Below are 26,100 nucleotides of genomic sequence, written 5' to 3'. Positions count from 1 at the left end.
ATAGCCCGTTCAGAACGCCAGGATAACAGGAAAGCCGCAAACGCCCGGCTTTCAGCGCCGCGCAGCCAGCGTCGCCACGAATTGCTGCGCCACAATCGCATAGCCCGCCGCATTCAGATGCAGATGATCGAAGCGCAGGCTGGACGGAATATCCCCCCGCGCGATGTCGGCCGCGTCCTGTGCGCTGCCATCGCCCGCCTGCTGCAACGCCGCCACCAGCGGCACGAAGCGCGGCCCATAGATCGCCGCCAGCCGCGCGTTGACCGCGCGCCGCGCCGCCACCTGCCCGGGCCGATCCTCGACCGAGGGGAGGATCTCGCCCACCAGAAAGCGGTCATGCCCCAGCGCATCCACCATCGCGGCAATATCGGCCATCACCTGATCCGCATCGCGGATATTGTTGCGCCCGGCCCAGATCCATGTTTCCGCCTCGCGCCGCGCAAAGGCATCGGCAGGCAGGAACACCACCGGGTCCGGTACGGTGACAGCCGCACCCGGGGCTGCACGCGTAAAGCTCCACCGCCCGGCCGCATCGGTGGCCAGAATCCCCGCCACCCCGGCCAGACTGCCCTCCAGGCTGCCCCGGCTGCGCCCGGCCATCCAGAGCACATCGACAGAACGGTCCAGCACCGCCACCGGCACAGGCTGCGCCGGAATCTCTCCCCCCGCCACGCGGATCACCAGCGGCACCCCGCCCTGACGCGCCGCGATCTGGGTCGAATCCTGCCCGCCCCAGCCCAGATTGAAGGCCACACAATCGCCGATCATCCGGCAGGCCACCGCCGGATAGCTTTGCGATTCGTCTGTCACCCCCTTGCCCCGGGTCAGACTGTCGCCCCAGGCGGCAATCTCCAGCGGGGCGGCAACTGCCGCTTCCCCCAGCAGGGGCATGACAGCACAAGCCAGCCGCAACACGATCTGACCCAACGCGCCGCCGATCCGATGAATCAATCGCATCCCGTGATATCCTTGTCAGAACAGGCCCATGCCGCCGCCGCAGATCATTCCCCGTTTCCCGCCGCACCGGAATCGCAAAAGGAACCGATCACGCGAACGTCACTCGTCGTCCAGATCCCGGCGAACCGGGCCCAGCGTTCTGGCCACGATCGCCTTGCGGCGCGGATTGCCGCTGGTCAGCGTGTGCATCGTGCGGATATAGCGCCGCGATTGCCGCCGCGCGCGGATGCGGCGATAGAATTCCGCCTCGGTAAAGCTGTCATCGGCAAGGCTCTGGATCATCCAGCTCAGCACGCCCATTTTCGCCAGCGCCGTCGGCAGGCCGTGCTGCAGGAAGGGCACATTCACGGCGCGGTACGATCCGGGATGCAACCGGGACACATGCCCCCAATCCTCCGGGAAATATCGGTCCACCAGAATAAGCACGCGCGGCGTGTTGACAAAATTCCCCTTCGCATCGCCGTAGCGGCCCACAAATTCGCCACGCGGCGCCGCCTTGAACCGGGTTTCCCAAGGCACCAGCGTCGGGTTCATCGTGGATTGCGGGTTCATCGCAACCACATCTGTCGCCCCCATCGTATCGGCATAGGTCAGCGCCCCAAACCCGCCCATCGAGCCGCCATAGGCGATGACCCGGGTAAACCCCGCAAGCCAGGGCCGCAGGCTGACAAAGGCTTCTGCCAGATCGGGCTTCAGATACCAGTCGGGGATCTTGGGCTTCACGCACAGCGTGGAAATGCGCCGCTTGCGCAGCGCCTCGCTGCCCCAGCCCGCGCGGTATTTCTCGGGCCGTGGCCCGCGCGGATTGGCATTCTCGAAGGTGACAAAGATCTTGTCCTGATCGAAGACATGCGCTTCGAGGAAATAATTCTCCGTCTCCAGAACAAGGTTCAGCGAAACCTCGGCATTGGCCGGAAGATCGGACAGTCGGGGGGCAAATGCGGGCATAAGAACCTTCACTCAATCACTGAACCCATCCGTAGCGGCGGGGGGCGGGTGTTGCAAGGCGGCTCTGCCCGCAGGTTGAAGCGGCGCACCGGGGTTTCGTGCGGCGCCTGTCGTAGCCCATTTCGCCGCCGCATCTGTTGCCGGAGGCCGTGCCGCAGCGCATCCTGTACCCGGAAAGGGGGGCAGAAATGTCCGTTCGGTCGATTCGCCTGATCCTCGTCGCGGCAGGGGCGATCTATGCCGCACTTGCCTTTGGCTTTGCCGGGCGGCAGGGCTGGGCTGCGGCGCTTTGGCCCTGGCCCGACACGCCGCTGTCCTTCACCTTCATCGGCGCGATCTGTGGCGCGCTGGGCACCGGGGCGCTGTGGTCCGGGCTGGTCGCCGGTCAGGTGCGCGCCGTCGCCGGGTCGCTGGTGGCGCTGGTGGGGATCTATGGCAGCGCGGGCCTGTATCTGGCCGGGTTGACCCTCGCAGGGCAGGGGGCCTATGCCCCGCATGCCGGGGTTGCCGCAGGCACTGCCATCGCCTCTGCCGCCCTGCTGGTGCAGGTGCTGCGCCTTGCCGCGCCCGATCCCGACCCGCGCCCCCTGTCACCGCTGGTGCGCCTCTCGACCGGCGTCTTCGCCCTTGCGCTGGCCTTGGCGGGCGCCGCCCTTGTCGCGCGCCTGCCCACCGTGTTCCCCTGGCCGCTGTCGCCGCACTCCTCCACCCTGTTCGGGCTGATCTTTCTGGGCCTCTCGCTGGTCTATGCGCAGGTCTGCCTTGGCGGATCGCGCGCGGCGGCCATCGTCGCCCTGTCAGGGTTTCTGGCCTATGACCTGATCCTGCTGCCGCCGTTCCTGCACCACTTCGACCGCGTCCCCCCGGATCACCTGACCTCGCTCACCCTCTACACCGCCGTGCTGATCTACAGCGCGGGTTTGGCGATCTGGTTCCTGTCCGGCACATTGCGCACAGGCGCGCGCAGCACATGACCGCAAGTCAGCCGGGTGATCCATCTGATTTTCCAAGGGAAAAATGGTGCTGCAAGAGAGGATTGAACTCTCGACCTCTCCCTTACCAAGGGAGTGCTCTACCACTGAGCTACTGCAGCGCCGGGGCGCTTCGGCGTATCCTTGCCGGGCGTGGCGGCTGATTAGACGTAATCTCCGACCTGTGCAAGCGCAATCTGGACCCTTTTTTGCACCTGCGTTACACACAGCCCCATGAGCGATCCTGACGACCTCCCCTCCCGTTCCGCTGGCCCCGGACCGAAACCCGCCCGCAAGGCGCCGGGCGGCGAGAATACGCGCGAAGACCGGCTGAAAGCCGCGCTGAAGGCCAATATGGCCCGGCGCAAGGCTCAGGCGAGGGCGCGCGCCGAAGGGGCAGCAGGCAATGAAACCGATAAAAGCGAAAAGTGAGGCGGGCAGATGGATTCGATTCTGGTCAAGGGCGGCGGTGAACTGAACGGGGTGATTCCGATTGCGGGCGCGAAAAACGCCTGCCTCACGCTGATGCCCGCCACATTGCTGACGGAAGAACCGCTGACGCTGACCAACGCGCCGCGCCTGTCCGATATCCGCACCATGACGCAACTGCTGCAATCGCTCGGCTGCGAAATCGCCGATCTGCAAGGCGGCAAGGTGCTGGCCATGTCCAGCCACCGGATCCACAATCACACTGCCGATTATGACATCGTGCGCAAGATGCGCGCCTCGATCCTCGTGCTTGGCCCGATGCTGGCGCGCGACGGTCATGCCGTGGTGTCGCTGCCCGGCGGCTGCGCCATCGGCGCCCGCCCGGTGGACCTGCACCTGAAGGCGCTGGAGGCGATGGGGGCCGAACTGGACCTGCGCGACGGCTATGTCCATGCCAAGGCCCCCGGCGGACGGCTGAAAGGCGCAGTGGTCGAATTTCCGCTGGTCTCGGTCGGCGCCACCGAAAACGCCCTGCTGGCCGCCACACTGGCCAAAGGCACCACGGTGCTGAAAAACGCCGCGCGCGAACCCGAAATCGTTGATCTGGCGCAATGCCTGCGCCGCATGGGCGCGCAGATCGAAGGCGAGGGCACCTCCACCATCACCATTCAGGGCGTCGATCGCCTCGGCGGCGCCACCCATCCGGTGGTCACCGACCGCATCGAACTCGGCACCTATATGCTCGCCCCGGCGATCTGCGGCGGCGAGGTGGAATGCCTCGGCGGTCGCCTCGATCTGGTCGGCGCCTTCGCCGAAAAGCTGGACGAGGCCGGGATTTCCGTCACCGAAACCGAACGCGGCCTGAAGGTCGCGCGCAAGAATGGCCGGGTGAAGGCGGTGAATGTCACGACCGAGCCGTTCCCCGGCTTCCCGACCGACCTGCAGGCGCAGATGATGGCGCTGCTCTGCACCGCTGACGGCACGTCGGTGCTGGAAGAAAAGATCTTCGAGAACCGCTTCATGCACGCGCCCGAACTGATCCGCATGGGCGCCCGGATCGAGGTGCATGGCGGCCATGCCACCGTCACCGGCGTGGACCGCCTGAAAGGCGCCCCCGTCATGGCCACCGACCTGCGCGCCTCGGTCTCGCTGATCCTTGCAGCGCTTGCCGCCGAAGGCGAAACCGTGGTCAGCCGGGTCTACCACCTCGACCGCGGTTATGAACATGTCGAAGACAAGCTCGGCGCCTGCGGGGCAAAGATCGAACGGATCCGCGCCTGATGGAGTATTGCGCCATTCCCAGCGTGCGGGGCAAGATATGAACACGCGCGGGCGGTCTCTGGAGCTGTTTTTCGTCGATGGCAACCCCGAAGGAATGCTCACGGCTGAGGTTTTCAACTGGACGGGGCATGTCTTGCGCATCCCGCGCCAGCAGATTGCAGAGGGCCTAAAGCGGGCAGAGGCGTCTTTTACAGGCGTCTATCTTCTGCTGGGTGAAAGGCAGGACGGAGGCCCTTTCGCTTATATCGGCGAAAGCGAGGATGTCGCCAGCCGCCTGCGTCAGCACGACGTGAAGAAGGATTGGTGGACACGTGTCGTGATCATCACTTCCGCCGCCAATAACCTGCACAAGGCGCATGTGAAATATCTTGAGTCGCGGCTGGTCGAACGGGCGCGAGAAGTGGCGAACACAGAACTGGAAAATGCGAACACCCCGCCGCGCAGCAGTCTTTCCGAGGCGGCGCGGGCAAATATGGAGTCCTTTCTGGACACATTGAATACTGTCCTTCCAGCCATCCGTGTTGATATGTTCCTCGAGCGCGCGCGTCGCGATCTGGGCAACGCACCTGTTGCCATTGGTCCCGGCCCGGCCCCGGTTCAGTTCCAGTTGGTATCCCCACGGGTCGGCCTTTCTGCCCACGCCTTGCTTCAGGAAGGTGAATTTGTCGTGCAGGCTGGCTCAACAGCCCGCGCAGAGTGGGCGGGTGTCGACTATGCCACCTATCGCCAACTCTATGTCGAACTCAGGGCATCAGGTGTCCTCTTACCTCTGGGCGACCTTTGTATCTTTGCCAAGAACTATGCCTTTCCCAGCGCAAGCGCGGCTTCTTCAGTGGTACTGGGGCGATCTTCAAGTGGCCCCAAAGAATGGCGCCATGTCCCAAGTGGAAAGAGCTACAAGGATTGGGAAGCGCAGTTGCTGAATGAACAGGAGCCATCTCCCCATGAGTGACGCACGATTCGAAGACGGAACCGAGGCGCCGCTCTATCTCGGGGCCGAGGATGCCGAGGATCTGAAGGTCATCGCGGCCCTGCTGCAGGATGCAGTCTTCCCGATCACCGAAATGAGCTGGAACCGCCACCGCCACGAATTCGCCCTGCTGCTCAACCGTTTCCGCTGGGAAGACCGTGCCGCGGCTGACAGCGCCGGGCGCGGCTATGAACGGGTGCGCGCCATCCTGCTGCTGCGCGGCGTGCTGTCCGTGCGCAGCCAGGGCATCGACCGCAGCGACCGCGACACCATCCTGTCGCTGCTCGATGTACAGTTCGTGCCGGGCGCAGAGGGCAGCGGCGAGGTGATCCTCACCCTCGCCGGGGACGGCGCCATCGCCCTGCAGGTCGAAGCGCTGGAAGCCACCCTGCGCGATGTGACCCGCCCCTACCTCGCCCCCTCGGGCAAGGCCCCCGAACACGGCGTCTGATCACGGCCCCTGACCCCAAACCCTCCCGCCACCCAGCGCCGCGCCCTGCGGGCGCAGCGCCGGGCCGTTGGGCGGGGCAGGGGCTTTGCCCCTCTTGGCCTGCGGCCAATTCACCCCAGGATATTTAAGAACAGAAAATGAAGAAAAGCGCCGCCCCCTTCATTTTCTGTTCTTAAATATCCCGGGGTCCGGGGCAGAGCCCCGGTTCTGTCCTCGCCGCGCTTGAGACGCCGGGGCTTGCAGGCTAAGGAAACCGCACAGCTTTTGCCAAAGGATGCCGCCATGCCCCATTTCCTTGCCACCACGGATGCCGGGTTCGAGGCTGCCTTCACTGCACTTCTGGGCATGAAGCGGGAAGACAGCCCCGATGTGGACAGCGCCGTTGCCGCCATCATTGCCGATGTGCGCGCGCGGGGCGATGCGGCGGTGATTGACCTGACCGCGCGGTTTGACCGGCTGGCGCTGACGCCCGAAACCCTCGCCTTCTCGCCCGATGAAATCGCGGCCGAGGTGGCCAAGGTCGGGCCGGAAGATCGCGCCGCGCTGGAACTGGCCGCCGCGCGCATCCGCGCCTATCACGAACGGCAACTGCCCGAAAATGCGCTGTGGCAGGATGCCTCGGGCGCCACGCTCGGCTGGCGCTGGACGCCGGTTTCGGCGGCGGGGCTCTATGTGCCGGGCGGGCTGGCCTCTTATCCGTCTTCCGTGCTGATGAACGCCATTCCCGCCAAGGTCGCGGGGGTGGAGCGTCTGGCCATCGCCTGCCCGACGCCGGGCGGCGTGGTCAATCCGCTGGTGCTGCTGGCGGCGCAGATCGCCGGGGTGGATGTGATCTATCGCATCGGCGGGGCGCAGGCGATTGCGGCGCTGGCCTATGGCACCGAAAGCATCGCGCCGGTGGACAAGATCACCGGCCCCGGCAACGCTTTCGTCGCCGCCGCCAAGCGCCGCGTCTTCGGCAAGGTCGGCATCGACATGATCGCCGGCCCTTCGGAAATCCTCGTCATCGCCGATGCCGACAATGACCCCGACTGGATCGCGCTCGACCTGCTGTCCCAGGCCGAACATGACGAATCGGCGCAATCGATTCTCGTCACCCCCGATGCCGCCTTTGCCGATGCGGTGGTGGCCGCCGTCGAAAAGCGGCTGAAGACGCTGGAACGCCGCGCCATCGCCGGGGCCAGCTGGCGCGATTTCGGCGCCGTCATCCTGACCCGCGATCTGGCCGAGGCCGCGCGCCTGTCCAACCGCGTGGCACCCGAACATCTGGAGCTTTGCGTCGCCGACCCCGAGGCGCTGGCCGAACAGATCACCCATGCCGGGGCGATTTTCCTCGGTGGCTGGACGCCCGAGGCGATCGGCGATTACGTCGGCGGCCCGAATCATGTGCTGCCCACGGCACGCTCGGCGCGTTTTTCCTCGGGTCTGTCGGTGTTGGACTTCCTCAAACGCACCACGCTTGCCAAGATGACGCCCGAGGCGATGGCGGCCATCGGTCCGGCCGCCGAACGTCTCGCCATTTCGGAAAGCCTTGAGGCGCATGGACTTTCGGTTCGCGCGCGTCTGGCCCGGCTCAACGGAGGCCAAATTGAGTAACCGCATCTGCCATATCGAGATCGACGAAAGCGGCCTCAAGGCGGCAACTCCGCAGATCGAACAGGAACGCCGCGTGGCGATCTTCGATCTGCTGGAGGAGAACAGCTTTGGCCTGCCCGCCCGCGAAGGCCGCGCGGTGCCGCCCGGCCCCTACCGGCTGGCGCTGGCGATCCGCGAGGGGCGGCTGGTCTTCGACATCTCGCAGGAAACCGGCGACAAGCTGGGCGAGTTCCATCTGTCCCTTGGCCCGTTCCGGCAGGTGGTGAAGGATTACTTCCAGATCTGCGAAAGCTATTTCGACGCGGTCAAACGTCTGCCGCCCGGCCAGATCGAAGCAATCGACATGGCGCGCCGGGGCATCCATAATGAAGGCGCCCGCGTGTTGCAGGAGCGGCTGGAAGGCAAGGCTGACGTGGATATGGATACCGCACGCCGTTTGTTCACCCTGATCTGCGTCCTGCACTGGGGCTGAGCTTGAACGGCTTTCCGTCCTCTGTGCTGTTCTGCTGCGACCACAACGCCGTGCGCTCGCCCATGGCCGAAGCGCTGATGAAAAAGCTCTATGGCCAGCGCGCCTATGTGCAATCGGCGGGCGTGCGCAATGATATGGAGGTGGATGGCTTCTCGGTCGCCGTCTGCCGCGAGCTGGGGATCGAACTCAGCCGCCATCGGTCCCGCTCGTTCGAGGAAATGGCCGAATGGGGCGATGACCTCAGCCAGTATGATCTGATCATCGCGCTGTCGCCCGCCAGCCAGAAACAGGCGCTGGACCTGACGCGCTTCTATCATCTGGATGTCGAATTCTGGCCGATCCTCGATCCCACCGCGATCGGCGAAACCCGCGATGCGAAACTGGCCGCCTATCGTCAGGCGCGCGATCAGATCCGCGACCGGCTGCTTGCCCGCTTCGGCCCGCCCATCCCCGAATCCACTCCCGAATCCGCCCCGGATCACGTCACCGACAAGGCCTGATCGGCGTCCAGATCGGCGGCCTGATCTCCTCCCGCGCGATGCGCCAGGATCTGCGGCAGTGCCGCCTCGATCCAGCCGGTCAGCGCGGCCACGCGCGCCGCCGCGTCCTGCCCCAGCGGGGTCAGGCTATAGTCCACATGCGGCGGCACCACGTCATGCGCCACCCGCTTCACCAGCCCGTCACCCTCCAGCGCCTGCAAGGTCTGCGCCAGCATCCGCTCGCTCACCCCGCCGATCCGCCGCCGCAGCGCGCTGAACCGATGCGTCCCTGACGCCAGCACCAGCAGCACCAGCGTGCCCCAGCGGCTCGTCATATGCTGCAACACCTGCCGCGAGGGGCATTGCGCCGCCAGCACATCGGGCACCTGTGTCATCTGTGCAATTTCGTGGGGGGCCATCTGCATCTCCGCCGAATACTAACAAAAATGTATGTACTTCCCTTTCGTAAGTAAAGGCGTATCTCTGCCCCAGACCACGGGACAACAGGAGAGACCCATGACCATTGCCCTCACCGGCGCCACAGGCCAGCTTGGCCGCCTTGCCATCGCCGCCCTGAAAGCCCGCGCCCCGCAGGCCGATCTGATCGCGCTGGTCCGCGATCCCGCCCGCGCCACCGATCTTGGCGTGCCCGCCCGCGCCTTCGATTACACCAAACCCGAAACCCTCGCCCCGGCGCTGGCGGGCGTCGAAACGCTGGTGTTGATTTCTTCCAGCGATTTCAACGATCGCGCCGCGCAGCACGCCAATGTCATCGCCGCCGCCAAAGCCGCAGGCGTCGGGCGCATCGTCTATACCTCGCTGCTCAAGGGCGATGCCTCGCCCATGCTGCTGGCCGCCGACCATGTCGCCACCGAAGCCGCACTGCGCGCTTCGGGCGTGGCTTTCACCCTGCTGCGCAATGGCTGGTATACCGAGAATTACCTCGGCGCACTTGCTGCCGCCATCGAGCATGGCGCGGTGATCGGTGCCAACCCCGCAGGCCGCGTCGCCTCGGCCAGCCGCGCCGATTACGCCGAAGCCATCGCCGTGGTGGCTGCCGAGCCGGGCCACGCGGGCAAGACCTACGAACTCGCCGGGGATACCGCCTATACCATGGCCGAATTTGCCGCCGAACTGGCCGCGCAATCGGGCAAGACGGTGGGCTATGTCGCGCTGCCGCAGGCCGATTATGCCAAGGCGCTGGAAGGCTTCGGCCTGCCCGCCGGTTTCGCCGCCGTCCTCGCCGACAGCGATGCCCGCGCCAATGACGGTGCGCTGTTCGATGACAGCCGCACGCTGTCGCATCTGATCGGTCGCCCCACCACGCCGCTTGCCGCCGCCATGGCCGCAGCCCTGGCCTAAGGGTCGCAAACGCGCCGCCATTTGTCTGCATGGGCATTGGCGGCGCGCCCGCGCCATGGCACACCTGCATCGCAAGAGACAGGAGCCGCCCATGACCCGCGCCACGATCGAAGCCTATTACGCCGCCTTCAACGCCGGTGACGCCGCCGCCATGCTGGCCTGCGTGACCGATGACATCGAACACCGCGTGAACGAGGGCGCCATCCGTTTCGGCAAAGAGAAATTCGCCGAATTCTGCTCGCACATGGGCGTCAGCTACCGCGAAACCCTGAAAGACATGGTGATCTTCGTCAACGAAGACGCCACACGCGGCGCCGCCGAATTTGTGGTGCATGGCGAATATCTGCAAACCGACCCCGGCCTGCCCGAGGCGAAGGGCCAGCGCTACATCCTGCCCGCCGGCGCGTTCTTCGATCTGAAAGACGGCAAGATCGCCCGCGTCACCACCTTCTACAACCTCAACGATTGGGTTGCGCAGGTTTCCGCATGATCGAGACCCGCACCCTCACCGGGGCCGCACTCGATGCCGCGCTCGATGATGTGGCGCGGCTGCGCATCGCGGTGTTCCGCGATTGGCCCTATCTCTATGACGGCACGCTGGAATACGAACGGGACTATCTGCAAACCTACCGCGACAGCCCCGGCGCCATTCTCGTCGGCGCCTTTGACGGGGACCGGCTGGTCGGCGCCGCCACCGGCACCCCGATGGAGGATCACGCCGAAGATTTCGCCGCGCCGCTGAAACCCTGCGGCGTGCCGCTCGACCGGATCTTCTATTGCGCCGAATCCGTGCTGCTGCCCGAATACCGGGGCAGGGGCCTTGGCCACCGCTTCTTCGACCTGCGCGAGGCCCATGCCCGCGCGCTGGGCCGCAGCCATGTCGCCTTCTGTTCGGTGCTGCGCCCCGCCGACCACCCGGCCCGCCCCGCCAGCTACCGCAGCAACGATGCCTTCTGGACAAAACGCGGCTACGCCCCGCTGCCCGGCGTGCTGGCCGAGTTTTCCTGGACCGATGTCGGCGACAGCGCCGAAAGCCGCAAACCGCTGCAATTCTGGATGCGCGCGCTCTGATCTCCCCCTCACCCCGACCCTCTCCCCCAAGGGGAGAGGGAGCCACCCCCCCCCCGCACAACGCCCCCCTCTCCCCGCGGGGGAGAAGGCAGCGTGAGGGGGCGCCGCCCGCCCTCACCACCCCGCACAACGCCACCCTCTCCCCGCGGGGGAGAGGGCAGGGTGAGGGGGCGCCGCCCGGCCCCACCACCCCGCACAACGCCACCCTCTCCCCTCGGGGGAGAGGGCAGGGTGAGGGGGTGCCGCCCGCCCAAACCCACCTCACCCCGACGCAAAACGCAGCACAGGGGGTGTACAGGCGGTGTACGCCTTGCGCACCGATGTCACCCCGTGAAATCCTCGCCCAAACCCCCGCAGGACCGCCCCATGAAAATCGCCGCCGCCGCCTATCCGCTCGACTACTTCGCCGATTTCGCCGCCTATGCCGCCAAGCTCACCACCTGGGTGGCCGAGGCCGCCGGGCAGGGCGCCGAACTGCTGGTCTTCCCCGAATATGGCGCGATGGAGCTGGGCAGCCTCGGGGGGCGCGCCATCGCGGCGGATCTGGAGGCCTGCCTGCACGAGGTCGCGCGCTGGAAGCCGCAGGTGGATGCGCTGCACAAGTCATTGGCTGCGCAGCATAATCTTTACATCCTCGGCGCCTCCGGCCCGGTGTTCCTGCCCGGCGCCAACCGCCCGGTCAACCGCGCCACCTTCTATGGCCCGACCGGCATCCTCGGCCACCAAGACAAGCAGATCATGACCCGCTTTGAACGCGAAATCTGGTTTGTCGAACCGGGCCAAGGGCTTAGCCTGTTCGATACCCCCCTGGGCAAGATCGGCGTGGTGATCTGCTATGACAGCGAATTTCCGCTCCTCTCCCGCGCGCTGGTCGAGGCGGGCGCCGAAATCCTGCTCGCCCCCTCCTGCACAGATTCTTTCCGCGGCTTCACCCGCGTCCGGGTCGGCTCCATGGCGCGGGCCCTTGAAAATCAATGCGTTGTCGTCCATTCGCCCACCGTCGGCCTGTGCGATTTCTGCCCCGCCGTCGACGAAAACGTCGGCGCCGCCGCCATCTACGGCCCCCCCGACGCGGGTTTCCCCGACACTGGCATTTTTGTGCAAACCCCGCTCAACCAGCCCGGCTGGGCCTATGCCGACATCTCGCTGGACGCCATCGCCGAGGTGCGCCGCAACGGCGGCGTGCTGAACCACCTGCACTGGGATGAACAACCCGCCCGCGTTGCAACCGGCGTCACCCGCTGCTAGATTCCCGGAAATGCCGCGATTTTCCCCTTGAAAATAGGGAAAAACAGGCGCATCTACCCGGCGATGCCTGCGCTCGGACGCGGGCGAAACCCATTTGGAGTGAACATGGCCAAGGAAGAACTGCTCGAATTCCCCGGTGTCGTGAAGGAACTCCTGCCGAACGCGACATTCAAGGTCGAGCTGGAAAACGGCCATGAATTGATCGCGACGATGGCAGGCAAGATGCGCAAGAACCGCATCCGCGTTCTGGCTGGCGACAAGGTGCAGGTGGAAATGACCCCCTACGACCTGTCGAAGGGCCGCATCAACTACCGCTTCAAGTAAATTGCGCTTCATTCTCGGTTCCGCAAGCCCGCGCCGGAAGGATCTTCTGGCGCAGCTTGGCGTCGTGCCTGACGCGATCCTGCCCCCCGACATCGACGAAGACCCCAAGCCGCGCGAACTGCCGCGCCCCTATTGCTTGCGGTTGGCGCGTGAAAAGGCGCAAGCGGTTGTGGCGGCGCCCGAGGATATCGTGCTTTGCGCCGATACCACCGTCGCGCTGGGCCGCCGCATCCTCGGCAAACCGCGCGACGCGGGCGAGGCGGCGGCGTTTCTGACCCTGCTGGGCGGGCGGCGCCATCAGGTGATCACCGCTGTCGCGGTGCGCCGGGGCGACCGGCTCTGGACCCGCGAAGTCGTCACCGATGTGAAGATGAAGCGCCTGTCGGATGCCGAGTTGAACGCCTATCTCGCCTCGCACGAATGGGACGGCAAGGCCGGAGCCTATGCAATTCAAGGGCTTGCCGGGGCGTTCATCCCGTGGATCTCTGGCTCTTTCACCGGCGTCGTGGGGCTACCCGTCGCCGAAACCGCCGCGCTGCTGGCTGCGGCGGGCTATCCGCTTTACCGAGGTGACGTATGAAAGGCCGCGTGATTGCGCTGGATCAGATCGGCGGCCGCGATGCGGCGGCCCTGATCGTTGACGGGGTGCTGCTGGACATCGTGGTGGACCCGGCGGGCGAGGCGCCGCTGCCCGGCGCCATCCTGCGCGGCATCGTCGATCGCCCGATGAAGGGGCAGGGCGGGGTCTTCGTCAAGCTGCCCGGCGGCCAGTCGGGCTTTTTGCGGCAGGTCTCGGGCCTTGCCCCCGGCCAGCCGGTTCTGGTGCAACTGTCCGGCGCCGCCGAACCCGGCAAGGCGCTGCCCGTCACCACGCGGCTGCTGTTCAAGGGCCGCTACGCGATCATCACCCCCGGCGCGCCCGGTCGCAACATCAGCCGCCGCATCCGTGACGAGGATATGCGTAACGCGCTGGAATCGCTGGCCGAAGCCGGAATGGAAGGGGCGCCCGCCGATCTGGGTCTGATCCTGCGTTCCGCCTGCGCCGAGGCGGACGAGGCCGATATTGCCGATGACATCCTCGCCATGCGCGACCTGTCGGTCGCCGTGCTGTCGGATATCGAAGGCGGGCCGGAACTGCTGGTGGACGGGGCTTCCGCCCATGAAACCGCCTGGCGCGACTGGACGGACCCGGCCCCCGATGACGTGGCCGAAGGCGAGGGCGCCTTCGAGGCGCATGGCGTCGAGGAACTGATCGACGCGCTGCTCAGCCCGCGCGTGCCCCTGCCCGGCGGCGCGCATATGTATGTTGAGCCGACCCGCGCGCTGGTCGCGGTGGACGTGAACACCGGCAACGACACCACGCCCGCCGCCAGCCTGAAGGCCAATATCGCCGCCGCCCGCGATCTGCCGCGCCAGTTGCGGCTGCGCGGCCTTGGCGGGCAGGTCGTCGTCGATTTCGCGCCGATGCCGAAGAAAGACCGGGCCGTGCTGGATCAGGTGCTGCGCGCCGCCTTCAAGGGCGAATCTTCGGAAACCAGCCTGTCCGGCTGGACCAATCTCGGCCTGTATGAGCTGGTGCGCAAACGCGACCGCCTGCCGCTGGCGGAGCTTCTGGGGGTGCGGGAATGAGCTGCCCGATCTGCCAGAAGGAAACCGATGCGAAATACCGCCCCTTCTGCTCGCGCCGCTGCGCCGATATCGACCTCGGGCGCTGGCTGAAGGGAAGCTATGTCATCCCCGGCCCGGCGCTGGAAGAGGAAGAGGCCGCCCACATCGTCGATCCCCGACAAGAAACGCCTAAGCACTGATTTTTTTCCCAAAACCCTCTGGACAGCCCCCGCGCCCTCGCTTAATACCGCCCCACCAAACAGCCGCAGGCTGGCAGTGCCCGGATAGCTCAGTTGGTAGAGCAGCGGATTGAAAATCCGCGTGTCGCTGGTTCGATTCCGGCTCCGGGCACCATTTAAATCAAAAAAATCATTCTAAAACAAGCGCTTAGCGATAAGGCGCTTTTGCCGATCCACCTTTCAGTGCTCGTAAAGGTGGGTAAGGGCTTTTCTCCTGCCCTAAATCGCGAATCCCTGCACCGAGTTGCACGAACGCTCCGTGGCGTAAGCGGAACCCGGCGCAGTCACTTCACCCGGCGATGAGGGCCGGTAGGCGCGTTGGCACGTTTTCCATCAGCACCAAAGCGCACTCGACTGTTTCGCCCGTCATGGCGATTTGCAGTTGGCCTGCGGGAACCGCCTGATCCCACGAGAAGTTCTTGGTCAGGAAGTCCAAAACCTCGCGCTTATAGTCGGTATCCGGGTTTTGGAGGTGGTCGCCCTTGGTTTCCAGCATCACGATGCGACCGTTGCCGCCCGTGCAACCCGTTGCAAAGATGAAATCAGGGTAGATGCGCCCGCGTTTCCAGCCTTGCACGCCGTAGTTGGTCTTGGCGACGTTGCGATGCCACCACTTCACGGCGGCTTCACCATCAAGGTGGACGGCAACGCCTTGTTCGTCGGTGTTCACTTCGTTGCGGAAGACTGGCGAGAACAGGCTGCGTTTCAGCGGTCCACCATCTCCACCCGTCATATGGGGCGCAAGTTCGGGTTCCAAGGTCGTTATCGCCTCGGGCATCACCCAGTTGTTCTCGTCTAGGCGTAGCCGGAACTGGATGCGGCCAGCCTTAACCCCAGCCTTGAACAAAGCCTCCGCCCGCACTGTGCGTTCTTTGTCGAGCGCAAGCCGCAGGGCATCCACTATGACGCCAGACGCAGCCCCCAGCTTCTTGTCGTCAAAACCGCGCACTTTCAGCACTTCCACTATGCGCCCGAGTATCGACCGGGCGACAAACGGGTTAGGCACAAGGTCAGAGATGACGCGCACCGCATAGGTCGGATCAAAACGCAGGGTTTCCGACGCGGCTGCGATTTCCTCTTGTCGGAAGTAATCGGAACCTCCGTCTGTCAGGCTGATCCGCTGCAACTGCGATGCGGCTTGCAACGGGTTTTCAGGGATGGCTTGTGCAACAGTGCTCGGATCGTAGTCGCGCCAGTCGATGGCGGACAGGATGTCGGTCTCATAGTCTAGGTCGCGCAAGGCCCCGCCGTCATTACACAGCACCTTGGGCAGATAGACTTTCAGGCTCTTGAAGTCTGCCCGCCGCTCGATCCGGCGCGGGGTTCCGGGGGTTGCAGCCCCTGTGCCCGATGGCACCTCGATGACCAGATCGGCCAAGCCATCCTTTTCCAAACCCGCCTTGATGGCTTCCACAACTTCGCGCGTCCCGGCGTGATGCGTAATGACGTAGCATTCGTCCAAGGCTGGCACTTTGGTTTTCAGCGCGTAGGGCTGGCGCAAAGTGCGCCCGACAAGCTGCGTCATGGCGGACAGGTTCGACGCCGCCGCCAGAGAACACAGCACATAGGCAAAGGGGCAGTCCCAGCCTTCTTGCAGCGCCGCCTTGGTGACAATCACCCGCACGCGGTTTGCAGGTGAAAGCAGGTCTTGGTTCTCGGGCTGGCTCAGGTCGTTTTGTTCGGCGGTCTTGATGGCAATTTGCGCCTCGTCCAACCCTGCTTGTAGCAACCATTCCTTCACGTCCTCGGCGTGGATATGCACCCCGTCGCGCTGATCCTTGCCCGTCCGCTCCACCTGCACCAGCATAATGGGGCGGATATAGGCCAACTCGCCCTTATCGGCCCGGTAGGTGTCCGCCGCTGCCTGCAAGCCGTTAAGCCGGTCCAGCGCCGCCGTCAGCGTGCCGCGCCAATCCGTGCCCTGCCTTGGGTCTAGGTTCAGCGGCATCTTGATCATGTCTTCGGCGTGCAACTCGCGCCCCGTCACCTCCACCAGCAGGTTGGCATAGCGCGCGCCGCCGCCCTTGGCGGTCACATCCTTGGGCGTTGCGGTCAGTTCCAGCACGAAGAGCGGGTTGAAGTCGTAAAGCGTCTTGTGGGCAAGGTCCGACGTTGCTTTTTGCCCCTCGTCCATCACCACCACGGGGCGGATTTTCCGCAGCGCGTTGCCCAGACTGTCCTTCACCATCGGGAACATGCCCTGATAGCCGTCCAGATTGGGCACGGCCTTCAACTCTGCTGCATGTGCCGCCTGATCCCCCTCGGGTGGGAAGAACCCGTGCACATCGCCCCGGTCGCGGAACATTCTCAACTGTTCGTTGGCCGAGCGCACCGACGCCTGCAACATCAGCACCATGACGCACAGATGCGTTTCCACATCCCGCGCGTCTAGCCGGTCGCCCTTTTCCATAACCTTCACCCGGCCCGCCGCCGCGCGGTCCAGCGCCTGCCGATAGGGGTGCTGACGGTCTTTCAGCCGCTTGAGCGTCTGGGTGTAAATCGCCTCGTTTGGCACCACCCAGAGCACAAAGCCCACGTTCTTGCCCAGATACCGCCCCATGATGCGGGACACGGCGTTCACGGCCAGCCATGTCTTGCCGCCGCCCGTTGGCACCTTGAAGGTCACATTGGGCACCGCCCGCCCTATACCGTCGAAACGCGGCGAGAAAGGCACCACCGTGCCATCCTTGAACTTCCGCACGGGCAACGGTTTGACCGCATTCAGGTTCTCCCAAGCCTTTGAGCAGAAATCCAAGGGCGGGATGGGCAGGTTCGGGTTCGCCGCGCGCAAGGCGTCGATCTGGTCGGCCTGCACCTTCTGCGCCTTCAACTCGTCCAGATAGGCGTCCAGCGTGCCCAGCACCCGTTCCTGATAGTCGAGCGTCCGCATCAACCCCGCTCCACCCGGTAAAGCGACTGTGGCAGCGGCGCGAACTCCACCCCCAAACCTTCACTGTCCAGCATCCGCTGACTGACATGTCGGGCGGGCGCAAAGACAAGGTGCTTCTTGTCGGGACGCAGGCCGTGGATGTGCCGCGCGAAGGAAAGGGTCAGCGCCGCGTCCGAGGTCTTGAGCCAATCCAGATCGGGCTTGTAAATCATCCACACGATATAGGCGCTGGCCTCGCCCAGATAGAAATCGGCGGCGTATAGAACGGCAGGGTCTGCCACTTCGGCAGTCGCCATGTGGTAAAGCACGGGGCCAAGCGCCTCGAAGGCGGGCAGGTCAACGCCTGTCAGGATGCGGTCAAGCTCCACAGGGTCGCCCAGCGTGCAATAGGTGAAGGTTCCACCCAAGCCCTCGGCCCGCTCGGCCACGGCCTTTTCGCCCGTCACCACAAGCTCGCCGTCTTTCACCTCTTTCTTGATCCGGTCGTATTCGTGGCCGTGCAGGTTTTCGATAGCCTGCACCTTGTGGACCAGATCGGCGGCCTTTTCGATGGTGCGCCAGTTCAGCTTTTCGCGGGCGAGTTCGGTTTTCTGGGTGCCGGTGAAGGCATAGCCGTTGATCACACGCCGCACCCGCTCTGCCGTCAGGCGGTCGGCATAGTCTTCCATTTCGCAGAGGATGAAACGGCGATTGCCACCATCCCATTTGTTTGCTGCAATTACAGCATGACCTGTTGTGCCAGTTCCCGAGAAAGAGTCCAACACAACACTATTTTTGCGGGTGGCGATTTCGATGACTCTGCGGACAAGATCAACAGGCTTTGGAGCATGAAAGCGCAGTTGGTCTTCCTGATAGTCAGAGAAAATGTCCATCAAAACTTTCTTGGAGTCTTCGGTCGTTCCGACTTCTGCCGCAGGCCACAAGGTCATCGGCACTAAGCCCTTCGCTTCCTCGGGGAATTGCTTGATTCGCGGCTTCCCATTTCCGCCCTTTGGCCAATAGACGAGATTTCGCTCTTTATATTTTTCGAACTCTGGTTCGGTCGCGCCCCAGCATCGCCCCTTTGGCGGGCGATGTTCAACTCCGGTCGGCGTGACGATAGTATATACTTGGTTTTCCCTGAAACCTTGCGCCGAGAACGGGATTGATGCCCATGGACCGCGCGGATCGTTGTCTGGGTTTGCGTAGCCGCCTTCTTTTGGCAGAAGGCGGTTTCGTCTGAGTTTCCAAGTGTCTTTGAGCGCTTTAGAGTAGACTAAAACGTGATCAAAACTCGGGGAGAAAACCGCGCGATTCTCTCTGGATGTCCGTTTCTGCCAAACAATTTGGCCAATCGAACAATCCTCCCCGAAAATCTCATCCAGTATCGCTCTAGCACGGTGGACTTCGTTGTCATCAAGAGTGATCCAAATGCTCCCGTCGTCCGACAGAAGCTCGTGAAGCAGGCGTAAGCGGGGCCACATCATGGCGCACCATTTGTCGTGGCGCAGTCCGTCCTCAATACCAATGGGGTTGGAGTTCAACCACTCCTTGATCATCGGGGCATTCACGTTGTCATTATATGACCAATCCTCCTCCCCGGTGTTGTAGGGCGGGTCAATAAAGATGCAGTCCACCTTGCCCGAATACATCGGCAACAGGGCTTTGAGCGCGTGGAGGTTGTCGCCCTGGATGATAAGGTTGCCGTCAAGGCGCGGCTCGCCAATCCCCTTGTCTGCCTGCACGACCAAGGGCCGGAACGGCACCGCAAGGTGATGGTTCCACACAAATTCCTTGCCCTTGAACACAAGCTCCGTCATCGCAAAACCCCCGGCTGACTGCCTTCCCCTTAGACCAGACGACCCCGCCCACCGGCAAGCCGCAAATCACCCCAAAGGCGACCACAGCGGGCGTCAGGGCCGCGTTCGCGCCCCGCCTCGCCCTTTCCCCCACGCACCCGACAGGCCGCGTGCAGCGCCACCCAAAGCACTTTGCAACGGGTTGCACAGACACTGCACCGGTTTGAAACGGGTTGCACGGGCGCGGCACCGGCTTTCCTCTTGAGATACCGCGCGGATGCGTTACCCCTTGGTCAACAATCTTTTGGAGTTCCGCCCATGAATCGTTTTGCCGCTGTCTGCTGTCTTGCGTTGATCCCCTCGGGCGCGTGGTCACAAACCGTCAGCGACGCAGCTTTGGCTGAGTGCCAAGCGGATGGGAAGGCCTTTACCTCGGTCAAAGAATGCCTGCCCGAAACAGAGTTGGCGCTTCAAATGCTGACTGCCGTTGCTTCACCCGAGCTTTATGGCGATGCCGGTGCCGCAATAGTTTCGGCCTGTGCCGAAGTGAATGAAATGTCGCCACAGCGTTGGGCCTGTGTTCGCAACGCTATCAGTGATGCGGTCGAACTTCTTGAAATGGTCGGATCAGCCGACAAAATTGCCGATGCCCGGTTCAAAGGCGTGAGTGACCCCGCCATTCTGGAAAAGCTCAAGGTCAAGGAAGACGCAGTGCAAGCTACGTTTGGCGACCACATGTGGGGCGGGACAATGTTTTACAAGCTAAAGTAAGGTTGGGAAGATGAATGAAAGCGCCCCGTTTCGGGACGCTCTCGGTCACTTCTGCACGACGATGACTTCGCGCCGCCCACCAAGTGCCAGTACGAGGCCAAGGATGGTGAAGATAATGCCGAAAATCACGCCAAAGAAGGTTCCGGCCCCCGTCATCAAAGCTGCGCCCAGACCTGCGCCGATGGCCGCTGCCGCCTGATCGCCTTGCGCGGATGCTGAGACAACCTCGCTTGCCGCGCGACCTGACAAAAGCAGGGTCGAGACAGGCAGTGCGAAAAAGCTGATGCCCAAGAGCAGGAACCCACGCCCAAGCGCACGTCGGATGGTGGGTGCAAAAAAGCCAAGGGCAGCAACACCGGCCACGATAATCAGCATCACAATGGCCGGGGCACTTGAACCCTCGGTCTGAAAGGCGGCCAAGGCAGGGGAAAGAACGAGCGCACAAATGACGCCAAACACAGCGCCGAAAATTGTGCGGAAAATGGCAGAAATCACTTTATTTTCCGTATGTTGTCTGTCTCTGGCTCACTCTGCCGCCTTTAGTCCGGTCATGCAATTGTTATTCCGATGCTTTGGCAAACGATACCCCTGCAATAGGCGGGCAATCACCGCGCCTTCGGTCGTGGTCGGCGGATCGAAGACATGGGCGTGCAGGTCGGACAAGAGGGCGTTATGCCTGCCATCGAGCCGGAAGCCTGCCAATTTGGCATAGCGTTCAAGGTGAGCTTCCACGTCCGCCGCCGCGCTGAACCCGCTGCGAAAGCTCCGCAGTGCCTGCCACGTGGCCAAGGCAAAGGTCAGGTCGTCCAGCGTTTCGTCATCTTCCAGATCGACAAGCCGCCCTTCCAGCTTAGACAAAGCGGACGCGGCGATGCCGATACCCGCGTGGTCGGGGTCGAACTCATAGGACAGAAAGTCGAGTGGTTCCGTCCCCGGCCCCGCATAGACAGCGGGGCACAGGTTCAGCGGGCCTGCGGGGCAATCGCGCTGGAAATACGCGACCAAGGATTCAATCACCGTTTGCCTCGTGGTAGGGTCTTTCGCGGCAACGGCAAGGTTGTCTGTGCAGATTAGCACCAGCGCACCCTCGGGCATGGGCATATCGTTCAACAGCCATGCGAGGATAAGGTTGGAGGCTGGCGAGCCTTGCAGCAGGCCCCGTGGCCCGCTTTCACTGTGAGAAAGCATAGGAATACCAGAGAGGCGTTGATTGTCCGTCGTCCCTTTCTGGGGTTCCCATTCTTCGAATGTCATGTTGCGCGTGTCGAGCGCGCGGCGGATCACCTCCTTTGGCAGTGGCAGTTGATAAAGGCTGTCGGGGTTGATGCTCTGGAAGCAGTCCACGATGTCGAGCTTCGCAAGATAGGTCAGCCCCGCTTTTTGGGCTTCCTTGAGACGGCGGGCAGCTTCATCCCGGCCCCGGCCCGTCACCCCGTAAATATGGTCGTTCGGCACAAACGCCGCCTTGAGCGCACCGGCAATCACATAGTGCAAAGCTTTCAGGTCGGGCGGCAGCGCACAGATCGGGCGATAGCCGCCGGTCTTCTTGGCGTGCTTGTGCCACCGGATGGGCCGGTAGCCCTCGCGCCAAGGGTTTACAGTGGCGGCAAGGGCTTCGGCGGCCTGTCGGTCCGCTTCCCCGCGCAAAGCCGCCAGCGCCCCGCAGAAGCGCGCGGCAGCGGCGGCCAGATACTGCCTAATGTAGGGCTGCACTCGCTTGCCGCAAGCCTGCTTTTCACGCAGCCCGTTGGCCAGCATGGTGCGCGCGGCATGGGCAATGCCAACGTCGCGCTTCCATTGCTTTGCGGCGGCGGATTTTGCACCCCGTTGCACGGGATGGCGTTCTGGGGTGGGGCGGGCCGTGCCGGTCATCAGAAAGAGACTCCCGCGACCTTCTCCACCTTCGAAAGAAGGACGTAGCGTGCATGGGTGCCGGGATAGGCCCCGCCATGCTTTTCCCGTTCGGTCATGATGATCAGGCCACGGCGGCGCAGCTTGTGAATGTTGCTGACCCAGCGCGGGGCGGGGTCGTCGTAAAACGTGCAACCCGTTGCACCGCCCCGGATCAGGGCGTCGAGCGTGTCACGCTCCCGGCTGTGGCGAAGGGACACGTTGAAAGCCGCACCCTCGGGGTTGGTGACGCGATAAGTTGTCACTGGGAGGAGCCGCTCAGTCATTGTCCACCCCATGCGTTTCGGGTTTGCTGAACATCGTTTGCGCCTTCCCGTAGGCCAAAAGAAACGGCCAAAAGATGGTGAAAAGCGCAAAGACCGACTTCGGGAACTCACCGTTTTCAAGCGCCTTTTTCACAAGGCAGTCGCGGCTATCCGGGTCGGAAAGCATGATGAGCCAGAACGTCTGGCGACCGGCGAAAAGGTAAAGCGCCGTTCCAACGAACGTCATAAGCATCATGTCCACCTCCATCACTTCGCAGGAGCTTGCAGGCTGACAACGTGTTGGTTCAGCATCTCACTGTCCCAAAAGGTGCGCCGTCCAATGCGAATAGGCTGGGGGACGCTGCCTTCACCGATCCAACGCCAAAGCGTGGACTGCCCGATGCCATAGAAGGCTGCGGTGTCGCGGGCTGAAACAAGTCTCTGTGTCATTTTTGGGTCCTCGATTCGTCTCGTGTGAACCCAATTTGTCTCGTCGTTTTGGGACGCGCTAACGTCAACGTCCCAAGTTCTTTTTCCACCTCCGATAGCGGTTACGCAAACTGTCGATTTCCCGTTTCTTCTTAGCTCCCGCCGCATTGTCGGGTATGTGGGGCAGGTTCGGGTAAAGCACCCTTTTTGCCGCGTCTCGCTCGCTTAACTTGTTTCCAGATTTTTCTGCCGCCTCAATCACCTCTTTCATCATGGGGAAATGCCGCTTGTCTTCAGGATGTAGAAGCTCGGCGTGCGCTTTGCTTTTGAGCCGATTGCTTTTCATGCGTATGGCTACATCGAGGCCACGCTTAGCGTTTAGGAAGCCTTGGTCTCGCAGCAGTGCGATTGTTTGGTTCTGCCCACCCTGCCATGCGGCAGTTACAAGCCGCGATATCTCGGCCTGTTTCTCGGGCGGCAAAGAGCGCATCAATTCCCTTACCGTCTCAAGTCGGCTAAGTCCGGCCCGCGCGAAGCCCCCAACCGATGGCAGCTTGCCGCCGCCTTTGCCGACAAGGGGACCTAACATGCGCTCGACTTCTTGCGCCACGGCAACGAACGGATCAGGCGTCGGGCGTAGCCGCTTGCGCACATAGACTTTATCGGTGCCATCGGGGTGGAAATCACCAAGACCTGCAAAGCCCATCGGCTCTTCTTGGTCCCTCGCTGAGTTTGCTTTGCGCTCGGCAAGTGCGCTTTTCTGCTTATGTCCGTGCCACTCGTCATCCGTCATCTTTTTGCAACCAGTTGCACGACTTCTCCTGACGCCTTACCAGAAACGAACTGTCCCCACCGCTCCATGAGCGCCCGGCGTTTATCGAGGTGGTCGAAATCGCGGGTGTAAGACCGTGAGACGCGGTTCCCTGTGGCATGTGCGAGCATGGTTTCTGCGACTTCATGGGGGGCATCTGCAACCTCGGCCAGCCAAATGCGTAGGCTTGACCGGAAGCCGTGCGGGCGCTCCTTCATTCCGCGTCGCGCCATAATCTGAGACATGGTCATGTCGGACATGACGCCCTTTCGAATGCTGGGGAACAGAAAGCCATCGCGCGAAAACTTCCGCGCCTCCGCGATGACTGCCTGTGCCTCTGACGACAGAGGAACGCGGAAATCCGGGGTCTTGTCTTTGAGACCCTTCATCGCTTCGCCGGGGATGGTCCACACATCGCCGGACATCTGGCCTTCTTGGAGATGCCGCACTGCGTCTGATCGGACGCCGGTCAAGATGAGCAGCCTCAATCCAAGGTGGGCAAGGCTGCCCTCACTCAGGCTGGCGTAAAAATCTGGCACATCGCGCCACGGTAAGGCCGGAATATGCACTGTTTTGTGTCTGGTTTTGCCAAGAAGAGCCTTGGCCTTGTCAACGACCTGCATGTCCACAGGCAAGCCCAAAGCAGCCGCGTGTTTGATGCATATGCCGATTCTCTTAAGTGCTTTGTCTGCTGTTTCCGCCTTTGTGTGCCAAATCGGCGCGAGAGTGTCCCGAATATCTATCTGGTCAATTTCTGAAACCGGCACGTTGCCCAACTTCGGAAGCACGTGAACTTTTAGCGGACTTAGCCATCTGCCATTCACGCCGTCACCCTTTAAAGTCGGCTTCAAACCCTCGAAGGTGTCACTGACAATATCCTTGAACAGGTGCAGGTTGCGTGCGGCTTCCCGCTTCTGGCGTTCGCGGTCCTTGATCGGGTCAATGTTGTCTCTGACTTTGGCCCGCGCATCCTCAGCTTTGCGCCGCGCTTCTGCGAGCGAAACTGCCGGATATGCGCCCAGCCCCATTTCACGCCGTCTTCCATGTATAGTGACGCGAAGCACCCATTGCGCCCCGCCATCTTCACGCTTGAAGAGCCAGAGGTTTCCGCCGTCAGCGTGTTTCCCCGGAGGCGCTGACGCTACGCCTTTGGCCGTCAAACGATTTGTTGCACGCATTTTCAATCCACCTTTCTATCCCCTTTTCTTCATGCGACTTTGCGAGACAAAATGATACCCAGAAAGAGGACGCGAGACACGCAAAGCCGTGCGTTCATTGGGGTGGAAGAGGACGCGAGACTCCATGAAATACCATGAAATTTCAACTGGTTGCTGGCTCCGGGCACCACTTCAAACATCCTGAAAGCTTGAACAAACTGAATGACGGGTTTCCCGCGTTCGATGGATGTTTTTGTTCTGGGCTACTTCTGGGCTACATTTCGCAGATGGTGACTGTGTCAGGCTGCCGGGTATGAGATGGGACGCTCGGGAAAGATTCTCGTCGCTTTATGAAGATGCCAACAGCGGTTTTTGAAAAACCTGCGTATAGCCCCGATGTGGCTCGAACCGCGAGCGTTGCCCAGGAGAAGACATGGGTACTCCTCCCCGTTTTAACGGGGCGCAGAAGTAGACTTCAGGCAGCCATCTTCAGTTTCTGGGCGGGTGTGATGCCGCCGATGCCCATGTTGGGGCGCTCATTGTTGTAAGTCCATAGCCAGTCAGTTGCGATCTCCTGCGCCTCCTCGACGACTTCGTCGATGACGCAGAACTCGTCGCCCGTATCAAGGCACAGTCACCGCGGTAACAACCGGCCGGTTACAGCCATTCATGCCGGACGGTCCTGTTGTAACGCTCGACATAAGCGTTCTGCTGGGGCTTTCCGGGCTGGATGTGGTTCAGGGCAATGCCCTGCTTCTCGGCCCAGATCATCAGCGTGGAGCTGATGTATTCCGGGCCATTGTCCACCCTGATCGCCAGCGGCTTCCCGCGCCACTCAATGATCTGGTTCAGCGACCGGACTACGCGCTCAGCCGGGAGCGAGAAGTCGACTTCGATCCCCAAACCTTCGCGGTTGAAGTCGTCCAACAGGTTCAGAAGCCGGAACTGGCGGTCGTCGGCCAAGCGATCAGCCATGTTCGTCGGGAAAACAGTCCCCCGGACTGTTTTCTCATCCTCCTCACTCCATTGACCAGACCGTGTTCGGGGCCGCTGGGACGCTGAGTTCATCGGGCTTGTCGCGCTTGATCCTTCGCCTGGGCTTGATCCGCAGGTTCAGTTCCAGCTCGCAATAGATCCGATGAACGCGCTTATGGTTCCACGGGTGCCCCTGGGCATTACGCATGTGCAGGAAGCATAGCCCGAAGCCCCAGGTCCGGTGTGCCTTGGTCAGCCCTTCAAGAAGGTCTGCGATGAACTCATTCTCGGCATCGCGCTTCGGGCTGTAGCGAAAGCAGGTCTCGCTGACACCAAATGCCCGACAGGCCAGCGCGATGCTGACCCCCTTCGTCGCCACTGCCTTCTCGGCCAGCTCGCGGCGTTGAGCTGGCCGCGTCATTTTTTTCCAAGAGCTTCCTTGAGCAGTTCGGCCTGCATGCTCAGGTCGGCAAACATGCGCTTCAGCCGCCGGTTCTCGTCTTCCAGCGCCTTCATCTGGCTCATCATCGACGCATCCATGCCGCCATACTTTGAGCGCCATTTGTAGAAGCTCGCCGTGCTGATCCCATGCTCCCGGCACAGTTCAGGCACGGCCACGCCGCTTTCGGCCTGACGAAGCACAGCCATGATCTGCGGTTCCGTAAAACGGCTCTTTCTCATTCGAACCTCCTCAGCTCACGCTACGAGAAAATTCTACCTATGCAGC

28 protein-coding genes, 2 tRNA genes and 1 pseudogene are annotated in these 26,100 nt (G+C 62.8%); 18 read left to right on the top strand and 13 right to left on the bottom strand.

The window, feature by feature from the left end; all coding sequences use genetic code 11:
- Window positions 1–51: 51 nt before the first annotated feature.
- Window positions 52–957 (bottom strand): SGNH/GDSL hydrolase family protein, encoded by a 906-nt coding sequence (locus BMX43_RS19685; protein ID WP_091296113.1) that lies wholly within the window; start codon window positions 955–957, stop codon window positions 52–54.
- Window positions 958–1,056: 99 nt separating this feature from the next.
- On the bottom strand, window positions 1,057–1,905 hold the full coding sequence (locus BMX43_RS02160; protein ID WP_091296109.1) for a hypothetical protein: 849 nt from the start codon (window positions 1,903–1,905) through the stop codon (window positions 1,057–1,059).
- A 188-nt stretch (window positions 1,906–2,093) separates the two neighbouring features.
- Between BMX43_RS02160 and BMX43_RS02155 the strand changes: the two genes are divergently transcribed.
- Complete coding sequence (locus BMX43_RS02155; RefSeq protein ID WP_139201510.1) at window positions 2,094–2,879, top strand: hypothetical protein; 786 nt, start codon at window positions 2,094–2,096, stop codon at window positions 2,877–2,879.
- A 44-nt stretch (window positions 2,880–2,923) separates the two neighbouring features.
- Here the strand turns inward: BMX43_RS02155 and BMX43_RS02150 are convergent.
- A tRNA-Thr gene (locus tag BMX43_RS02150) sits at window positions 2,924–2,998 on the bottom strand.
- A gap of 112 nt (window positions 2,999–3,110) precedes the next feature.
- Here BMX43_RS02150 and BMX43_RS02145 point away from each other — a divergent pair.
- From BMX43_RS02145 to BMX43_RS02115, 7 genes are all read left to right on the top strand, one after another.
- Window positions 3,111–3,308, top strand: a complete 198-nt coding sequence (locus BMX43_RS02145; RefSeq protein ID WP_091296103.1) for a hypothetical protein — start codon at window positions 3,111–3,113, stop codon at window positions 3,306–3,308.
- A 9-nt stretch (window positions 3,309–3,317) separates the two neighbouring features.
- Window positions 3,318–4,586, top strand: coding sequence for a UDP-N-acetylglucosamine 1-carboxyvinyltransferase (gene murA, locus BMX43_RS02140; RefSeq protein ID WP_091296101.1), 1,269 nt, complete (start codon window positions 3,318–3,320; stop codon window positions 4,584–4,586).
- A 37-nt stretch (window positions 4,587–4,623) separates the two neighbouring features.
- Window positions 4,624–5,538: a GIY-YIG nuclease family protein gene (locus BMX43_RS02135; protein WP_091296098.1), complete on the top strand. Its 915-nt coding sequence runs from the start codon at window positions 4,624–4,626 to the stop codon at window positions 5,536–5,538.
- A complete protein-coding gene (locus BMX43_RS02130; protein WP_091296095.1) occupies window positions 5,531–6,007 on the top strand; it encodes a DUF2948 family protein in 477 nt (158 codons plus the stop codon). The genes BMX43_RS02135 and BMX43_RS02130 overlap by 8 nt, the downstream gene beginning before the upstream one ends.
- A 282-nt stretch (window positions 6,008–6,289) precedes the next feature.
- Window positions 6,290–7,603 carry a histidinol dehydrogenase gene (gene hisD, locus BMX43_RS02125; RefSeq protein ID WP_091296092.1) on the top strand — a complete coding sequence of 438 codons (1,314 nt, stop codon included), beginning with the start codon at window positions 6,290–6,292 and terminating at the stop codon, window positions 7,601–7,603.
- Window positions 7,596–8,075 (top strand): UPF0262 family protein, encoded by a 480-nt coding sequence (locus BMX43_RS02120; protein ID WP_425431766.1) that lies wholly within the window; start codon window positions 7,596–7,598, stop codon window positions 8,073–8,075. Before hisD ends, BMX43_RS02120 begins: the two co-directional genes overlap by 8 nt.
- Before the next feature lie 2 nt (window positions 8,076–8,077).
- Window positions 8,078–8,575, top strand: coding sequence for an arsenate-mycothiol transferase ArsC (locus BMX43_RS02115; protein ID WP_281243104.1), 498 nt, complete (start codon window positions 8,078–8,080; stop codon window positions 8,573–8,575).
- Here BMX43_RS02115 and BMX43_RS02110 read toward each other — a convergent pair.
- Window positions 8,554–8,979, bottom strand: a complete 426-nt coding sequence (locus tag BMX43_RS02110; protein ID WP_091296084.1) for a winged helix-turn-helix transcriptional regulator — start codon at window positions 8,977–8,979, stop codon at window positions 8,554–8,556. The genes BMX43_RS02115 and BMX43_RS02110 overlap by 22 nt on opposite strands.
- Before the next feature lie 91 nt (window positions 8,980–9,070).
- Between BMX43_RS02110 and BMX43_RS02105 the strand changes: the two genes are divergently transcribed.
- The 9 genes from BMX43_RS02105 to BMX43_RS02065 all read left to right on the top strand — a co-directional run bounded on the left by BMX43_RS02105 (window position 9,071) and on the right by BMX43_RS02065 (window position 14,521).
- A complete protein-coding gene (locus BMX43_RS02105; protein WP_091296081.1) occupies window positions 9,071–9,916 on the top strand; it encodes an SDR family oxidoreductase in 846 nt (281 codons plus the stop codon).
- 91 nt (window positions 9,917–10,007) lie between these two features.
- Window positions 10,008–10,406, top strand: coding sequence for a ketosteroid isomerase-related protein (locus tag BMX43_RS02100; protein WP_091296077.1), 399 nt, complete (start codon window positions 10,008–10,010; stop codon window positions 10,404–10,406).
- Window positions 10,403–10,987, top strand: coding sequence for a GNAT family N-acetyltransferase (locus BMX43_RS02095; protein ID WP_091296074.1), 585 nt, complete (start codon window positions 10,403–10,405; stop codon window positions 10,985–10,987). Before BMX43_RS02100 ends, BMX43_RS02095 begins: the two co-directional genes overlap by 4 nt.
- Before the next feature lie 366 nt (window positions 10,988–11,353).
- On the top strand, window positions 11,354–12,235 hold the full coding sequence (locus BMX43_RS02090) for a carbon-nitrogen hydrolase family protein (RefSeq protein WP_091296072.1): 882 nt from the start codon (window positions 11,354–11,356) through the stop codon (window positions 12,233–12,235).
- Between the two features lie 105 nt (window positions 12,236–12,340).
- A complete protein-coding gene (gene infA, locus BMX43_RS02085) occupies window positions 12,341–12,559 on the top strand; it encodes a translation initiation factor IF-1 (RefSeq protein ID WP_054301515.1) in 219 nt (72 codons plus the stop codon).
- 1 nt (window position 12,560) lies between these two features.
- Entirely contained in the window at window positions 12,561–13,139 is a 579-nt protein-coding gene (locus BMX43_RS02080; protein ID WP_091296070.1) for a Maf family protein, read from the top strand.
- A complete protein-coding gene (locus BMX43_RS02075) occupies window positions 13,136–14,188 on the top strand; it encodes a ribonuclease E/G (protein ID WP_091296067.1) in 1,053 nt (350 codons plus the stop codon). The genes BMX43_RS02080 and BMX43_RS02075 overlap by 4 nt, the downstream gene beginning before the upstream one ends.
- The gene (locus tag BMX43_RS02070) at window positions 14,185–14,367 is read left to right on the top strand and encodes a DNA gyrase inhibitor YacG (protein ID WP_091296063.1); all 183 of its coding nucleotides are present in this window, start codon (window positions 14,185–14,187) and stop codon (window positions 14,365–14,367) included. Before BMX43_RS02075 ends, BMX43_RS02070 begins: the two co-directional genes overlap by 4 nt.
- 78 nt (window positions 14,368–14,445) lie before the next feature.
- Window positions 14,446–14,521 (top strand) — tRNA-Phe (locus BMX43_RS02065).
- 174 nt (window positions 14,522–14,695) lie between these two features.
- On the opposite strand, the gene BMX43_RS02060 is transcribed toward BMX43_RS02065, so the two are convergent.
- Both BMX43_RS02060 and BMX43_RS02055 read right to left on the bottom strand, forming a co-directional pair.
- The gene (locus tag BMX43_RS02060) at window positions 14,696–17,296 is read right to left on the bottom strand and encodes a DEAD/DEAH box helicase (protein WP_091296059.1); all 2,601 of its coding nucleotides are present in this window, start codon (window positions 17,294–17,296) and stop codon (window positions 14,696–14,698) included.
- Window positions 17,296–19,095: a site-specific DNA-methyltransferase gene (locus BMX43_RS02055; RefSeq protein WP_091296055.1), complete on the bottom strand. Its 1,800-nt coding sequence runs from the start codon at window positions 19,093–19,095 to the stop codon at window positions 17,296–17,298. Before BMX43_RS02055 ends, BMX43_RS02060 begins: the two co-directional genes overlap by 1 nt.
- A 297-nt stretch (window positions 19,096–19,392) precedes the next feature.
- Here BMX43_RS02055 and BMX43_RS02050 point away from each other — a divergent pair, with 297 nt between their 5' ends.
- A complete protein-coding gene (locus tag BMX43_RS02050; RefSeq protein WP_139201509.1) occupies window positions 19,393–19,845 on the top strand; it encodes a hypothetical protein in 453 nt (150 codons plus the stop codon).
- A 45-nt stretch (window positions 19,846–19,890) separates the two neighbouring features.
- Here BMX43_RS02050 and BMX43_RS02045 read toward each other — a convergent pair whose 3' ends face one another.
- The 7 genes and pseudogenes from BMX43_RS02045 to BMX43_RS02015 all read right to left on the bottom strand — a co-directional run bounded on the left by BMX43_RS02045 (window position 19,891) and on the right by BMX43_RS02015 (window position 26,054).
- On the bottom strand, window positions 19,891–20,340 hold the full coding sequence (locus tag BMX43_RS02045) for a hypothetical protein (RefSeq protein ID WP_139201508.1): 450 nt from the start codon (window positions 20,338–20,340) through the stop codon (window positions 19,891–19,893).
- Between the two features lie 30 nt (window positions 20,341–20,370).
- The gene (locus BMX43_RS02040) at window positions 20,371–21,717 is read right to left on the bottom strand and encodes an RNA-dependent RNA polymerase family protein (protein ID WP_091296045.1); all 1,347 of its coding nucleotides are present in this window, start codon (window positions 21,715–21,717) and stop codon (window positions 20,371–20,373) included.
- Window positions 21,717–22,022 (bottom strand): winged helix domain-containing protein, encoded by a 306-nt coding sequence (locus BMX43_RS02035; protein ID WP_091296041.1) that lies wholly within the window; start codon window positions 22,020–22,022, stop codon window positions 21,717–21,719. The genes BMX43_RS02040 and BMX43_RS02035 overlap by 1 nt, the downstream gene beginning before the upstream one ends.
- A complete protein-coding gene (locus BMX43_RS02030) occupies window positions 22,015–22,257 on the bottom strand; it encodes a hypothetical protein (protein ID WP_139201507.1) in 243 nt (80 codons plus the stop codon). Before BMX43_RS02030 ends, BMX43_RS02035 begins: the two co-directional genes overlap by 8 nt.
- Before the next feature lie 258 nt (window positions 22,258–22,515).
- Window positions 22,516–23,223: a hypothetical protein gene (locus BMX43_RS19415; protein WP_139201506.1), complete on the bottom strand. Its 708-nt coding sequence runs from the start codon at window positions 23,221–23,223 to the stop codon at window positions 22,516–22,518.
- Complete coding sequence (locus BMX43_RS02020; protein ID WP_091296032.1) at window positions 23,220–24,419, bottom strand: tyrosine-type recombinase/integrase; 1,200 nt, start codon at window positions 24,417–24,419, stop codon at window positions 23,220–23,222. Before BMX43_RS02020 ends, BMX43_RS19415 begins: the two co-directional genes overlap by 4 nt.
- A gap of 454 nt (window positions 24,420–24,873) precedes the next feature.
- Window positions 24,874–26,054 (bottom strand): annotated as a pseudogene (locus tag BMX43_RS02015) (IS3 family transposase).
- Window positions 26,055–26,100 lie beyond the last annotated feature (46 nt).

This window comes from Gemmobacter aquatilis, assembly GCF_900110025.1.
Lineage (GTDB): Bacteria > Pseudomonadota > Alphaproteobacteria > Rhodobacterales > Rhodobacteraceae > Gemmobacter > Gemmobacter aquatilis.
This window is presented reverse-complemented; position numbering and strand designations above follow the sequence as displayed.

Coding starts and splice junctions, on each gene's coding strand:
- BMX43_RS02130 (WP_091296095.1), top strand. CDS start 5,531: ATGAGTGACGCACGATTCGAAGACGGAACCGAGGCGCCGCTCTATCTC.
- BMX43_RS02050 (WP_139201509.1), top strand. CDS start 19,393: ATGAATCGTTTTGCCGCTGTCTGCTGTCTTGCGTTGATCCCCTCGGGC.
- BMX43_RS02145 (WP_091296103.1), top strand. CDS start 3,111: ATGAGCGATCCTGACGACCTCCCCTCCCGTTCCGCTGGCCCCGGACCG.
- BMX43_RS02100 (WP_091296077.1), top strand. CDS start 10,008: ATGACCCGCGCCACGATCGAAGCCTATTACGCCGCCTTCAACGCCGGT.
- BMX43_RS02040 (WP_091296045.1), bottom strand. CDS start 21,717: ATGACCGGCACGGCCCGCCCCACCCCAGAACGCCATCCCGTGCAACGG.
- BMX43_RS02075 (WP_091296067.1), top strand. CDS start 13,136: ATGAAAGGCCGCGTGATTGCGCTGGATCAGATCGGCGGCCGCGATGCG.
- BMX43_RS02135 (WP_091296098.1), top strand. CDS start 4,624: ATGAACACGCGCGGGCGGTCTCTGGAGCTGTTTTTCGTCGATGGCAAC.
- BMX43_RS19415 (WP_139201506.1), bottom strand. CDS start 23,223: ATGACGGATGACGAGTGGCACGGACATAAGCAGAAAAGCGCACTTGCC.
- BMX43_RS02060 (WP_091296059.1), bottom strand. CDS start 17,296: ATGCGGACGCTCGACTATCAGGAACGGGTGCTGGGCACGCTGGACGCC.
- BMX43_RS02055 (WP_091296055.1), bottom strand. CDS start 19,095: ATGACGGAGCTTGTGTTCAAGGGCAAGGAATTTGTGTGGAACCATCAC.
- murA (WP_091296101.1), top strand. CDS start 3,318: ATGGATTCGATTCTGGTCAAGGGCGGCGGTGAACTGAACGGGGTGATT.
- BMX43_RS02110 (WP_091296084.1), bottom strand. CDS start 8,979: ATGCAGATGGCCCCCCACGAAATTGCACAGATGACACAGGTGCCCGAT.
- BMX43_RS19685 (WP_091296113.1), bottom strand. CDS start 957: ATGCGATTGATTCATCGGATCGGCGGCGCGTTGGGTCAGATCGTGTTG.
- infA (WP_054301515.1), top strand. CDS start 12,341: ATGGCCAAGGAAGAACTGCTCGAATTCCCCGGTGTCGTGAAGGAACTC.
- BMX43_RS02070 (WP_091296063.1), top strand. CDS start 14,185: ATGAGCTGCCCGATCTGCCAGAAGGAAACCGATGCGAAATACCGCCCC.
- BMX43_RS02020 (WP_091296032.1), bottom strand. CDS start 24,419: ATGCGTGCAACAAATCGTTTGACGGCCAAAGGCGTAGCGTCAGCGCCT.
- BMX43_RS02090 (WP_091296072.1), top strand. CDS start 11,354: ATGAAAATCGCCGCCGCCGCCTATCCGCTCGACTACTTCGCCGATTTC.
- BMX43_RS02160 (WP_091296109.1), bottom strand. CDS start 1,905: ATGCCCGCATTTGCCCCCCGACTGTCCGATCTTCCGGCCAATGCCGAG.
- BMX43_RS02095 (WP_091296074.1), top strand. CDS start 10,403: ATGATCGAGACCCGCACCCTCACCGGGGCCGCACTCGATGCCGCGCTC.
- BMX43_RS02155 (WP_139201510.1), top strand. CDS start 2,094: ATGTCCGTTCGGTCGATTCGCCTGATCCTCGTCGCGGCAGGGGCGATC.
- hisD (WP_091296092.1), top strand. CDS start 6,290: ATGCCCCATTTCCTTGCCACCACGGATGCCGGGTTCGAGGCTGCCTTC.
- BMX43_RS02105 (WP_091296081.1), top strand. CDS start 9,071: ATGACCATTGCCCTCACCGGCGCCACAGGCCAGCTTGGCCGCCTTGCC.
- BMX43_RS02030 (WP_139201507.1), bottom strand. CDS start 22,257: ATGATGCTTATGACGTTCGTTGGAACGGCGCTTTACCTTTTCGCCGGT.
- BMX43_RS02035 (WP_091296041.1), bottom strand. CDS start 22,022: ATGACTGAGCGGCTCCTCCCAGTGACAACTTATCGCGTCACCAACCCC.